Genomic DNA, 12,389 nt, shown 5'->3' on the forward strand with positions numbered 1-12,389 from the left:
CAAAGCCCTGGAAAGGGGCTTTGTGATGAACGACGGTCAGTTCTGGTTGACGGTGGAGCAGTTCGGACGGCTTGAGCCGCACCTTCCGCGCGATACCCGAGGCAAGCCGCGCGTTGATGACCGACGTGTGATCAGCGGGATCGTCCATGTGCTGAAGTCGGGTGGGCGCTGGGCGGACGCGCCGCCGGTCTACGGTCCGCGCAAGACGCTCTACAACCGCTTCGTCCGCTGGGCGGCCAAGGGCGTGTGGGAGGATATCTTCCATGCGTTGGCAGCGGCAGGTGGCCCTCCACCGCCAGCAGTGCTGTCAGGTCGTCCAGACTGGCGCGGCGCGCGGCGCGCTCCACCTTTGCCGCAGTCAGCCGGCCAGTGATGCCGGCGCGGGCGGCGGCGGCACTTTGCAGGCGCCGCGCCTCGTCGTTGGTCAGGCTGCGTGGCAAGCGCCGGGGCAGGCGAACACGCGCGTCAAGGCGGTGGAAGGGGCTGGTCTCAATCACCTCGTCCAGCTCCAGCCAGCGAAACATTACTTTCAAGCAGGCGATGCGCCGCCTGACGCTGGTCTCTTTCAGCTTTCGGGTGTCCATCAGGTGGGCCAAATACCGACGCAGCAGATGGCGGTCCACCGCTGTCACCAGTGTGGCTGCCCCGGCAAAACGCTCAAACTCACGCAGGTCGATGGCGTAGGCACGAATGCTGTGAGGTGAGAGATTCTTGACTCGGCAATGGGACAGGAATGCGACGCAGGCCTCATCAAGGGTCATGGGTGCAGTGGGGTAGGTTGCATACCTAAGCATGCATACTCCTTTTGTGCACTTATGAGAAGCGCGGTGCTTTCGCCTTCGAGTCGTTAGCTGTCAGGCAACAAAAACCGGAGTGATTCAGGCTTGTCGGACAGAGTTCCGGAAAAAGGGGCGTGAGCAGGAAAGCGACGATCAGCTGCGCGAGGATGTCGATGGCCGACCGGGACTTGGAGCTGGGGCTTGACGCCCTCACCAAAGTCGGCAGCGCCCACGTTTCCGTGGACACGGCGTCCGGCGCCGCTGCAGCGCCTTGATCGAGTCAATACCGATTCAAGGGAGTGGCTCCGGAAAGTACTGCGGTCGCCAATGGGAGCAGGGGAACGGCGTGTTGCCGGCGCACTCACGGATCCTGGTTCCGTGTGGCCGCGTAAGCGGCGAATCCGATGCCGTTACTCCCGTTCCGGTCCGCGCGCGTCGGACGCGACGGCTTCCATAATGCGCTTCAATTCCCCAACGATATCGCCATGATGTTTGGCGAGGTAAGCGGCCACGGCCGCGTTGCCGAGCAATTTGGTCATGAAGCCCTTGGCGACCACCAGCACCAGCATGGTCTCGCCGAGCGTGTCCTCCACGACCCGATAATCCTGATGCAGCTTTTCCATCTCGCGTTCCATGCGAGCGATGTCCTCCGGCGTGACGCCGGCGGCGGGCTTCGGCTTGCGCCCATCGACCAATTGCTCCGGCCGCGTCGTCGCCAGGATCATGCGTGCGTAATTGACCGTGAAACGGCTGGCCGACACCATCATCTCGGCCGCCACAATCTGACGCATGGGCTTCATCTTGCGCAGAACGGCGAACACGCCTTGGCTCACCATCCGGTCTTTCAGCATCGTGACCACTTCGGGGGCGATGCCCTTGAGCAATTGCTGACGCTCACGGATGCGTTCGACATTGATATCGAACGACTGCGCGATCCGCTCCGGAGCCAAGCCTATTTCGATCCCCTTCAGGATCATCTCATGTTCTTGGATAGGACTCAGGCGGTTGATCCGCCGGTTGTAGGTGAAGCCCTCATCGTCGGTGGAAACAAGGCAGACCGCCTCCGTTCCGCCAAGCTCCTTCAGGGCTTCGAGCCGCAGATGTCCGTCGAGCAGGATGTAGTAGCGGTCGTCCTCACCGGTCCCGCGCCCTTCCGGATGGACAGCCAGCGGCTCGATGATCCCGACCTCGCGGATCGTGGCGAGAATGGTCCGGTATTTCGGTGACTGGCGGATGTCCTTGCCAAGCTTGCGGGTCGGCAGGATATGGTCAACCGGGACGGTGATGGTCTTTCCCTCGAAGCCGTTCCGAACGTGGGTCATGGCCTCGAGTCTCCCGACAACCGATCGGCCAACACCTTGGGCATGTCGTCGATGCCTTCGGCGCGCAGGAGAGTGCGGAAATGTTCGTCCGCCAGCAACCGGCGGAGCGTCGTCGTCACGAACAGGAGCCGTTGCTCGCCGATCTCCGCCTTCTTCACCAGAAGGCTCCGTCGACGAACCTCCGTCTGATAGGTCTGGAGCAACTTGTGCGGGGTCATCGCCGTGTCGATCTTCTGCGTCCAACGTCCATACTGCTTGCCCAGCACCCGGCGGCGGTCGATGAGCCGACGGACCTGGATCAACTGCTCACCACGCAGAAGCCCTGTCTCGTAAGCCTCCATCATCGCAACCTGGATATCCTCATCGCCCGCCCTGGCGATCTGGGAGGCGAGATTGATGGGCAGCCAACCCTTCTCGACGGCGGCGATGAGACGTTCCTCGCCGGCCTTCAGCAGGACGAGGATGCCACTGATGTAACTGGGATCAAGGCCGGTCTTTTCGGCGATCTTCATCACACCGTAGCCTCGCTCCTCCAGCACGCGGACCGCGGTGAGCAGATCCCGATTGGAATGCTTGCGGCGGGCGAGGTTCTCGATAAGGCTGATGAGGTAGAGGTCGGCTTCGCCGGCTTCGACGACCATCGCAGGAATCCGAGTCTCGCCCAGCGCCTTGAACGCTTCCATCCGGCCCTGGCCGCACACCAAGTCGTAAAACGGCCCTTCGCCGTCGGCGCCGTTTTCAGTCACGGTGACCGGGCGCTTCAGGCCGACGGTGGCGATGCTCTCGACGAGGCCGGAAAACACCTTTTGATTGCGGCTGCGTGGGTTCAGAACCCGGATGCGGTCGATGGGGATCGACCGGATTTCCGAAGGCCCGCCGACATGGTGTGCGGCGGGTTGTTTTCTCGAACTCATCCTGGCACCTCCTTGAGGCTGACGCGCTTGGCCATGTTCATCAAGGCGCTCAGACCGTCGAAGCGGTAGGCGTCGATGCCGGCTCCGTTCTCCTCCGCCAACCGTAGTTTCGGCGCCGTCATGTCGATGGAGGGAAGCAGATAGTAGTCACGGACATCGTCGTTGCCGGGCGTCATCCGCACCGCCACGGTCAGGTCGGGGACCAGCCCGGCATCGAGCCGAATCACCCAGCGCCGTGCCCCGGCTGGGGTTTCCTGGCAGCGGCTCAACACCAGCGACACGGTGAATTCCTCGTTGACGGTCAGAAGGTCGGTGCGTGCATCGATCGCCACCCGGCCGCCGGCTTGGCGGATGCGGGCGAGGGTATCCTCGACGAGGCGGGGGTGGAGATCGCGGAGGTGGCGGTTGATCTCGATATAGCGGTAGTCCCGTCCGGGCCGATAGCCGATCAGCGAATAGGCTCGTACCAAGCTGCCGAAGCGGTGCCGGTAGGCGCCGCTGGAGGGCATGCCCTCGCACTCGTCGATGACGAGACCGGAAAGGTATCCTTGATGCGCCAGCAGGCTCTTCAGCCGCTCCAGCATCTCCGGGTCGGACAGCCGTTGGCTGCGCGTGAGGATGAGAGCCTGTGCGGCCTGGAACAGCCCCGGATCAAGGATGGGGGCGAACGCTCCTTCGGCCCTGATCCACATGTCAGACCGGTTGACCACGCGTTTGCCTTTCAGTTTGCAGGAAATCCGGTTGTAGATGTTGGTGCCGATGTACTTCTCGTTGGTGAGCAGTTGATGGACGCTGCCCCGCGTCCAGGGGCGGCCGAAATCGGTGAGCTTACCCTCGGTGTTGAGGAGTGCGGCGATCTCTCCCTCGGTCTTTCCGTCCTCAACAAAGGTGCGATACACCCGTCGTACGGTTTCGATCTCATCCTCTGGACCAGGAACGAGGATCACCCTGTCGGTCTGAAGGCTCTTGCGCTCACCGGGGCCCAGCAGGCTCTTGGGTCGCCGATCCTGATCGATCATCTGCCGGCGCAAGCCGTAGCCGGCCGGCCCGCCCTGACGAAAACCCAGCTCGATCAGGCGGCACTGACCGGCAAAGACCTTGTGCGACAGCTCGCGGCTGTACTCCCCAGCCATCTTGCGCTTGATCATCTTTTGAAGGTCGGATCCCATGCTGCCGTCGTTCTCGAACGACTCGGCGCAGTACTCGACCCTTACACCCGCGCGTTTGCAGACGTACTCGTAATAGGCGCTCTCGTCAGCGTCTTGGAAACGTCCCCATCGGCTGACGTCGTAGGCCAGAATCACTGAATAGTCGGCACGGCCATTCTGGACGTCGTCGATCAGGCGCTTCAGGCCGTTGCGGCCATCGATGGCCAGCCCGCTCTTGCCTTCATCAGCATAAGTGCGAACGATTTCAAGGCCATGTCGGGCAGCGTATTGTCGTATGGCATCGGCCTGATTCTCGGTTGAGTATTTTTGATGCTCCGTCGACATCCGCACATACTCAGCCGCCCGCACCGGGCGGGAAGGATCAGGAGAGTCGGCATCCGTCCGGAGGGAGCGCATGGCGAAAGCAACTTTTCAGGACCGTCGCCTTCCAAATTATTTTACGCAGTGTATAAACGCAAGCGTCAAAGCCGCAGCGCGTCCACCTATCGCCCAGGGCGACGTGGTCGTAAGATCACGACGCGGCTTTCAGGAGTGTTCGTGCCAAAGAGAAGGGGAGCGCGGCTCCGTCGCCGGTGAAGATCCAGTCGGTGGTGATCCCGTGCAATTCCTTCAGTCGCGCCATAACCAACGGGTCAGGCAGGCGTTTGCCGCTTTCCCAATGATTCCATGTCGCCGCCTTTACCCCCAAAGGCTCGTAAAGGTCCTTCTGGGTAAGGCCGAGCGCCAACCGGGCCGCTCGCAAGCGATTGCCGATGGCCTTCAGGTCGTCGGGATGGCGCTTTCGGGTCATGATCAATAGGTTACTCAGCGTAAAGAAAAGAGGCAAGGCACAACAACGCCGAATTGCCACGCTCACAGCGTCATCATGGGCGAACGCGGCACGGGTACCCGCCTCCCTTCCAACCCGCCACCGTGGACTTGGCGTTGCCGTCAGTTGCCCGCGGCCCGGGTGCAGGTCACCAGGAAATCGATCAGGCGCTGGGCCGACGCGTCCAACTCATCCCCGGCGCGGGTGCAGATGGCCAGTTCGCGGCGCGCCCACGGCTCGTCGAGCAGCAAGAGCGTCAGCCCAAAGGCGGCCACCAGCGGCTGCGCCGCCAGTTCCGGCAGGATGCCCAGCCCCAGCCCGTGCAGCACCATTTGGCACATGGCCTCGAAACTGCGGACTTGCACGCGCACCCTCGGGGTCTGCCCGCTGCGGCGCGCCTGATCGGTCACAAGCCGGTGCACGGCGGTTGCGTGGTCGAGCGTGACGAGTTCTTCCTTGAGAACCGACGCGAAGGCGACCGAGCCGCCATGGGCCAGAGGATGGTCGGACGGCACGACGATGGCCAGGCGGTCTTCGGCGTACGTCCGGGTGCGGAGTTGCCACAGGTCGCCACCCCGCACGATGATGCCGATGTCTGTTTCCTTCTGGTAGAGCGCCTCGACGATCTCGACACTCGGGCGCTCCTGCAGTTCCAGACGGATCGAGGGGAAGGCGCGGGCGAAGGCGGACAGGTCGCCGGCCAGCCGCTGCACCAGCGCCGAGCTGCTGGCGAACACCCGCACGGACCCCCGCACGCCGGCACGGTAGTCGGCCAGTTCGGCGTCGAGCTGCTGGTTCATCCCCAAAACCCCGCGCGCGTAGCGCAGCACCGCCAGTCCCGCCGGGGTCGGCTCCACGCCGTAGGGAAGCCGGTGCAGCAGCGCGGTGCCGCAGCCGTCCTCCAGGAGCTTCACGCGCCGGCTCGCCGCCGACAGGGTGAGGTTCGACTGGCCGGCGGCGCGCGTGATGCTCTTCGTCTCGCACACCCGCAGGAACAGCAGCAACGTCTGGATATCATGCCGCACCATCCGCCGCCCCTTCCCGCTTGAGGATCTCAGCGGCGGCTTTCGACGGGCCGCCTTGTCTGATTCCGCAGGCAACCAGTGTGCAGCAGCCCCGACACCGGTGCAACGGTGCTTCCGCCTTCGAATTCCGCGAAGGCTGACTACAGGGAAATCTAATTCGTTCGTGTAGCAAACAAATGATACCGTTTCTTCCAGAGCGCACTTTGGCCGCCAAGCGGTGGCCGGGTGCACGGGCAGGGATGGAAACGAGGGCGATCACACATGGCCGCGTCGAGCACCCCCCATGAACGAGCCGGTACCGGTTCGGTCGGCGACCGACTGACGGCGTCGGACGCCTTGGCGAACCTCCGCGTGCTGGACCTGACGCGGGTGCGGGCCGGTCCGACCTGCTGCCGCATCCTCGCCGACTTCGGCGCCGACGTGATCAAGATCGAGGCGCCGGCCGGGGCCGACCCGAACGATGGCATGAACGGGCCGCGCGACGGCTACGACATGCAGAACCTTCACCGCAACAAGCGCTCGTTGTCGCTGAACCTCAAGACGCCCGAGGGCAAGGCCGTCCTCGGCCGCCTCGTCCGCACCGCGGATGTCGTGGTCGAGAACTACCGTCCCGACGTCAAGCACCGCCTGGGTATGGATTACGAGACGCTGCGAGCGATCAATCCGCGCATCGTCCTGGCCTCCATCTCCGGCTTCGGGCAGACCGGCCCGTACCGCGACCGCGGCGGCTTCGACCAGATCGCCCAGGGCATGGGCGGGCTGATGTGGCTCACCGGGCTGCCCGGCCAGGGGCCGGTGCGCGCTGGCGTCGCCATCGCCGATATCTCCTCCGGCCTCTACGCCGCCGTCGGCATCCTGATCGCGCTGGCCGAGCGCGGAGACTCCGGAGAGGGGCAGTGGGTGCAGACGTCGCTGCTGCAAAGCCAGATCGCCCTGCTTGACTTCCAGGCCGCCCGCTATCTCGTCGACGGCGTGGTGCCGGAGCAGGCGGGCAACGACCACCCAACCTCGACCCCCATGGGTCTGTACCGGACGGCGGACGGTTTCATCAACATCGGCGCCTCCGGCGAGGATCTGTGGCGCCGCCTGTGCCGCGCCGTCGGGCATCCGGCCCTCGCCGAGCGGCCTGAGTTCCGCAGCGAACCCGACCGTCTGGCCAACCGGCCGCAGCTCAACGCCGAACTTGGCGCCATCTTGGCGGAGCGCCCGTCCCACGAGTGGCTGGACGCGTTCACCGCGCATGGTGTGCCGGCCGGGCCGGTCAACCGGATGGACGAGGTGTTCGCCGACCCGCAGGTCGAGCATCTGGGCATGGCGGTGCCGGTGCAGCACCCGCGCCGCGGCGCCATCCGGCTGGTCGGCCAGCCGGTGGTGCTGTCGCGCACGCCGGCCGGCATCGCCGCCCCCACGCCGGAGGCCGGCGCGCACACCGACGACATCCTCGGCGGCCTCGGCTACACACCGCAGGAGATCACCGATTTCCGCAGCCGGAGGGTGATCTGATGGATACGCCGTCGCTCCGCTACCGGACCACCGGCCCGGTCGCCCGGCTGACCATCGACAACCCGGCGCGCCGCAACGCCATGACGCTCGACATGTGGGCGGCGCTGCCGGAGCTGGTGCGCCGCGCCGAGGTGGACCCGGAGGTGCGGGTCATCCTGCTGCGTGGGGCCGGCGACGCCGCCTTCTGCGCCGGGGCCGACATCTCGCAATTCTCCGAGAAGCGCAGCGGCGAGGCCGAGGGGCGGGTCTACGACGCCGCGGTCGAGGCGGCGCAGGCGACGCTGTTCGCCGCCGGAAAGCCGACCGTCGCCTATGTCCGCGGCGCCTGCTTCGGCGGCGGCGTCGGAATCGCCTTGAGCTGCGACCTCCGCGTCGCCGCCGCGGACGCCCGCTTCCGCATTCCGGCGGCGCGGCTGGGCCTGGGCTACACCTTCTCCAACGTCGAACTGGTGACGGCGCGCCTCGGTGCCTCGACGACGGCCGACCTGCTGTTCACCGCCCGCACGGTCGATGCGGAGGAGGCGCTCCGCTTGGGCCTCGTCGGGCGCCTGTTCGGCGCCGAAGAAGCCGACGCGGCGGTGGAGGATCTGGTGACCGCCATCGGCGGCAATGCCCCGCTCACCCTGCGCGCGGTCAAGCGCGCCCTGGTCGAGCTTGCCCAGCCGGCGGTGGAGCGCGACACCGCCGCCGTCGATGCGCTGGTGCGAGCCTGCTTGGGCAGCGACGACTATCGCGAGGGTCAGGCGGCGTTCAAGGAGAAGCGGGAGCCCAAGTTCCGCGGGGTCTGAACGAACAACGGGGGAGGGACGTCGGATGAGCGAGCTTTCGGCCCAGGAGGCCTTCGAGATCGGCAGCCTGTACAGCCGGTACAACCTGTGCAGCGACCTCGGCGACCCCGACGGCTACGCCGACTGCTTCACGGCGGACGGGGTGCTGGAGCTGATGCCGCACGAGCTGCGCATCGCCGGCCGGGCCGCGCTGCACGGGCACAAGGTGCGTGACCTCGCCACCCGGCAGGGCTACCGGCGGCACTGGAACGGCAACCTGCTCCTGGAACGGCGCGACGACGGCTCGGTGCGTGGTCGCTGCTACCTGATGGCCTTCAACGGCCCGTCGGGTGAACTGCCGGCCATCGGCGACTGCGGGGTGTACGAGGACGACATCGTGCTCGACGGGGGCACTTGGCTGTTCCGCCGCCGGCTCCTGACGATGGACGCCAGCACCTGGACGCGGAGGTGACGGCGATGGACGACATCCTGACCATGGGCGCGGCGGAGCTGGCGCAGGCGGTGGGCAGCCGCCAGATGTCGGCCCGTACCGTGGCCGAGGCCTTTCTCGCCCGCACCGAGGCGGTGAACGGCGTGGTCAACGCCGTGTGCACCCTCAATCCAGCGGCGCTCGCCGAGGCCGAGGCCTGCGACGCCCGCTTGGCCTCCGGCGCCGCTCCGCGGCTGCTGGAGGGCGTGCCCTTCGTCGTCAAGGACAACGTCGACACAGCCGGCCTGCGCACCACCTATGGCTCGCGGCTGCGCCAGGACTTCGTGCCCGCCGAGGATGCGGTGGCCGTGGAGCGGCTGCGTCGCGCCGGTGCGGTGCTGCTCGGCAAGACCAACGCGCCGGAGTTCGCGCACGACGTGAACACCACCAACGCGCTGTTCGGCACGACGCGCAACCCGTGGCGGCTCGACGCGACCTCCGGCGGGTCGAGCGGCGGGACGGGCGCCGCCGTCGCCGCCGGCATGGCGCCGATCGGCATCGGCACCGACCTCGGCGGCTCGATCCGCGTGCCGGCCGCCTTCAACGGCATCGTCGGCGTCCGCCCGACGCCGGGCCGCGTCCCGGTCTATCCCAGCGCCTTCGCCTGGGACACCCTGGTCGAGCACGTCCAGGGCCCGCTGGCCCGCAGCGTCGAGGACGCCGGGCTGATGCTCGCGGTGATGGCCGGGCCGGACGATCGCGACCCCGCTTCGCTGCCCGACGACGGCATGGACCTCGCCGCCGCCGCCCGGCGCACCGACACCGTGCGCGGCCGACGGATCCTCTACGTCGAGGATTTCGGCGGGCTGGTGCCCACCGACCCGGAGGTGGCGCGGCTGGCCCGCGCCGCCGCCCTCGCCTTCGAAGACCTCGGCTGCGTCGTGGAAAGCGGTACCCTCGACGTGAGCGGTCTGCGTGAGATCGTCATGGGAACGCGGGCGTTCGGCATGGTCGGGCGCTATGCGGACCTGCTCGACCACCACCGGGCGGAGATGACCGCCCCACTCGTCAACCAGATCGAGGACGCGCTCAAGCGCTCGGTGCGCGAGGTGGCCGCGGCGGAGCGGCTGCGCGGCGACTACTGGCACCGGGTGCGGCGGGTGCTGGAGCGTTTCGACCACATCGTCGCCCCATCGGTGGGGATCACGGCGTTCGACCTCGACCGGCCCCTGCCGACCGAGATCGCCGGACGGCCGCTGGAGCGCTTCTACGACGTGTTCCTCGGCACCTACGCCTTCTCCGTCACCGGTTTGCCGGTGGTGGCGGTCCCCTGCGGCTTCACGTCCGCGGGGCTGCCGGTGGGCGTCCAGATCGTCGGCCGGCGCCTGCGCGACGACCGCGCGCTGGAAGCGGCCGCAGCCTTTGCGCAGGCGCGCCCCGAGCATACCCGCCGTCCGCAGGTGGACACCACGTGGCGGCCGCCCGAACGGGGTGAAACGGCGACGACCGGCTACAAGGTGGCGTGAGGGGAGGACGGACATGGAAGGACGGACATGGATCTCGACCTGAAAGGCAAGCGCGCGGTGGTCACCGGGGCCAGCAAGGGCATTGGCCGCGCCGTCGCCGAATCCCTTGCCGGGGAAGGCTGCGACCTCACGCTGGTGGCCCGCGGGTCTGCGGAGCTGGAGGAGCTGGCGGCGACGCTGTCCGCGCGCTTCGGCGTCGCGGCGGTGGCGGTGCCCACAGACATGGCCGACGAGCGGGCCCGGCAGGCCCTGGCGGCGGACTGGGCCGGCGCCGACATCCTGGTCAACAACGCCGGCGCCATTCCGGGCGGCGAGATCGGCGAGGTCTCCGACGAGGTGTGGCGCGGCGCCTGGGAGCTGAAGGTGTTCGGCTACATCGCGCTGTGCCGGCTTTTCTACGCCGCCATGAGCGAGCGCGGCCGCGGCGTCATCGTCAACGTCATCGGCACCGCCGGCGAACGGCCGAACGCCGCCTACATCGCTGGCACCACCGGCAACGCCGCCCTGATGGCCTTCACACGGGCGCTCGGCGCGCGGGCGCCGGACGCCGGGCTGCGGGTGGTCGGCGTCAACCCCGGCATGACCGCCACCGACCGCGCCGTGACGATGATGCGTACCTTCAGCGCGCAGAGGCACGGCGACGCCGAGCGCTGGCCGGAGGTGGAGCGCGCCCTCGGCCTGCCGTTCGGACGGATGGGCACCCCGCGCGAGGTGGCGGACATGGTGACGTTCCTGGCCTCGCCGCGGGCCGGCTACGTCAGCGGCACCATCGTGACGGTGGACGGGGGGCCAGCAACCGCAGCGCCTGAGCGGAATCGGAAAACGACGCGTCAGGACCGCACACAGGGGCAGCGCCCGGAAAAGGGCCAACGAAATGGGCCAACGAAATGGGAGGAAGGCACATGCGCACGCTCACGATGACCGGACTGGCCACGATGACCGGCTTGGCGTCGGTCGCAGCCCTGTCGCTGATGGCGGCGCCGGCCGCCTTGGCCGAGACCGGCGTCACCGCCGAAACCATCGTCATCGGCGGCATGGGCGGGCTCACCGGCCCCTCCGCCGGCCTCATCATCCCGCAGCTCAACGGGGTGCAGGCGGTGTTCGAGGAGGCCAACGCCGCCGGCGGCATCCACGGCCGCAAGATCGTCTATACCAAGCAGGACGACGAGTGCCTGCCCAGCCGGGGCGTCGGCGCGGTCAAGAAGCTGATCCATGAGGAAAAGCCCTTCATGATCGTCGGCGGCGGCTGCTCCAACGCCGCCATCGCGCAGAAGCCCGAGGTCATCGAGGCGAAGATCCCCTGGGTGATCGTGGCCTCCACCGCCGACTCCCTGACCGAGCCGGTCAACCCGTACATCTTCACGACCATGTCGGCCGCCTGGATGGAGGTCTATGGCCAGCTCCAGCTCGCTCTCGACCAGGGCAAGACGCGCATCGCCGTGGTCTGGCAGCCGGACGCCTGGGGCAAGGCGCGCCTCGATCCGATGAAGCAGGCCTTCAAGGCCAAGGGCATCGAGCCGGTCTCCATCCAGGAGATTGCCGTCGAGCCGACCGACACCACGCCCACCGTCCTGCAGCTCCAGGCCACCAAGCCGGACGCCGTGCTGCTGCTGCTGTTCCCCAAGGCGGCGGTGCCATTCCTGCGCGACGCCTACAAGGTGGGGCTCCAGCCGCTGATGGTCGGGGGCTCGCCGCTCGGCGAGATCGACGTGCTGGCCAAGGGCGTCGGCTCGCCCGACTCCGTGAAGAATCTCCGCGCCGTCACCGCCGCCGGCTACGGCGTCGACGACCCGCAGGTGGCGAAGTGGAAGGGCATCGTCGAAAAGCGGTTCGGCGACCGCTTCAACGTCCTGCACATGTACGGCATCTCCGCCGGGCAGTTCGCGGTCGAGGCGCTCAAGCAGGCCGGTCCGGAGCTGACGCGGGAGAAGATCCTCCAGGTCATGTCGAACCTGACGGTGAAGACCGACACCTACGCCGGTCCGCTGGAGTGCAAGCCCACCGACCACCAGTGCCACAAGGCGCTGGGCATCTTCGCCTTCCAGGACGGCCGCGTCACCGGCATCGGCGTCACCAAGCCGACCCGCTGATTCCGCATCCCCTGCGCCGGCTCCCCGAGGGGACCGGCGCAGCCCTCCAGAGAAAG

General features: G+C 67.3%; 11 protein-coding genes and 2 pseudogenes. 7 read left to right on the forward strand and 6 right to left on the reverse strand.

Going from position 1 to position 12,389, the window contains the following annotated elements:
• Positions 1-25: 25 nt before the first annotated feature.
• Positions 26-307, forward strand: a pseudogene (locus Sp245p_RS03850) (transposase); the annotation flags it as partial.
• Positions 308-506: 199 nt separating this feature from the next.
• Here Sp245p_RS03850 and Sp245p_RS35610 read toward each other — a convergent pair.
• The 6 genes and pseudogenes from Sp245p_RS35610 to Sp245p_RS03880 all read right to left on the reverse strand — a co-directional run.
• Positions 507-794: pseudogene (locus tag Sp245p_RS35610) on the reverse strand (site-specific integrase); the annotation flags it as partial.
• A 395-nt stretch (positions 795-1,189) separates the two neighbouring features.
• Complete coding sequence (locus Sp245p_RS03860) at positions 1,190-2,101, reverse strand: plasmid partitioning protein RepB C-terminal domain-containing protein (protein WP_014241463.1); 912 nt, start codon at positions 2,099-2,101, stop codon at positions 1,190-1,192.
• Entirely contained in the window at positions 2,098-3,015 is a 918-nt protein-coding gene (locus tag Sp245p_RS03865) for a plasmid partitioning protein RepB C-terminal domain-containing protein (protein ID WP_014241462.1), read from the reverse strand. Before Sp245p_RS03865 ends, Sp245p_RS03860 begins: the two co-directional genes overlap by 4 nt.
• Complete coding sequence (locus Sp245p_RS03870; protein ID WP_275042715.1) at positions 3,012-4,580, reverse strand: recombinase family protein; 1,569 nt, start codon at positions 4,578-4,580, stop codon at positions 3,012-3,014. The genes Sp245p_RS03865 and Sp245p_RS03870 overlap by 4 nt, the downstream gene beginning before the upstream one ends.
• 115 nt (positions 4,581-4,695) lie before the next feature.
• Positions 4,696-4,974 carry a helix-turn-helix domain-containing protein gene (locus Sp245p_RS03875; protein WP_014241460.1) on the reverse strand — a complete coding sequence of 93 codons (279 nt, stop codon included), beginning with the start codon at positions 4,972-4,974 and terminating at the stop codon, positions 4,696-4,698.
• Between the two features lie 140 nt (positions 4,975-5,114).
• The gene (locus tag Sp245p_RS03880) at positions 5,115-6,020 is read right to left on the reverse strand and encodes a LysR family transcriptional regulator (RefSeq protein WP_014241459.1); all 906 of its coding nucleotides are present in this window, start codon (positions 6,018-6,020) and stop codon (positions 5,115-5,117) included.
• Between the two features lie 258 nt (positions 6,021-6,278).
• On the opposite strand from Sp245p_RS03880, the gene Sp245p_RS03885 reads away from it, so the two are divergent.
• Genes Sp245p_RS03885 through Sp245p_RS03910 form a run of 6 tightly spaced genes read left to right on the forward strand, consistent with a single transcriptional unit; the run spans position 6,279 to position 12,333 of the window.
• Complete coding sequence (locus Sp245p_RS03885) at positions 6,279-7,520, forward strand: CaiB/BaiF CoA transferase family protein (protein WP_014241458.1); 1,242 nt, start codon at positions 6,279-6,281, stop codon at positions 7,518-7,520.
• A complete protein-coding gene (locus Sp245p_RS03890) occupies positions 7,520-8,308 on the forward strand; it encodes an enoyl-CoA hydratase (RefSeq protein ID WP_014241457.1) in 789 nt (262 codons plus the stop codon). Before Sp245p_RS03885 ends, Sp245p_RS03890 begins: the two co-directional genes overlap by 1 nt.
• A gap of 25 nt (positions 8,309-8,333) precedes the next feature.
• Positions 8,334-8,759 carry a nuclear transport factor 2 family protein gene (locus Sp245p_RS03895; protein WP_014241456.1) on the forward strand — a complete coding sequence of 142 codons (426 nt, stop codon included), beginning with the start codon at positions 8,334-8,336 and terminating at the stop codon, positions 8,757-8,759.
• 5 nt (positions 8,760-8,764) lie between these two features.
• On the forward strand, positions 8,765-10,243 hold the full coding sequence (locus Sp245p_RS03900) for an amidase (protein WP_052584299.1): 1,479 nt from the start codon (positions 8,765-8,767) through the stop codon (positions 10,241-10,243).
• A 27-nt stretch (positions 10,244-10,270) separates the two neighbouring features.
• Positions 10,271-11,164, forward strand: a complete 894-nt coding sequence (locus Sp245p_RS03905; protein ID WP_109138359.1) for a short-chain dehydrogenase/reductase — start codon at positions 10,271-10,273, stop codon at positions 11,162-11,164.
• Positions 11,146-12,333 carry an ABC transporter substrate-binding protein gene (locus Sp245p_RS03910; RefSeq protein ID WP_014241453.1) on the forward strand — a complete coding sequence of 396 codons (1,188 nt, stop codon included), beginning with the start codon at positions 11,146-11,148 and terminating at the stop codon, positions 12,331-12,333. The genes Sp245p_RS03905 and Sp245p_RS03910 overlap by 19 nt, the downstream gene beginning before the upstream one ends.
• Positions 12,334-12,389 lie beyond the last annotated feature (56 nt).

It is taken from the genome of Azospirillum baldaniorum (assembly GCF_003119195.2).
Classification (GTDB): Bacteria; Pseudomonadota; Alphaproteobacteria; order Azospirillales; family Azospirillaceae; genus Azospirillum; species Azospirillum baldaniorum.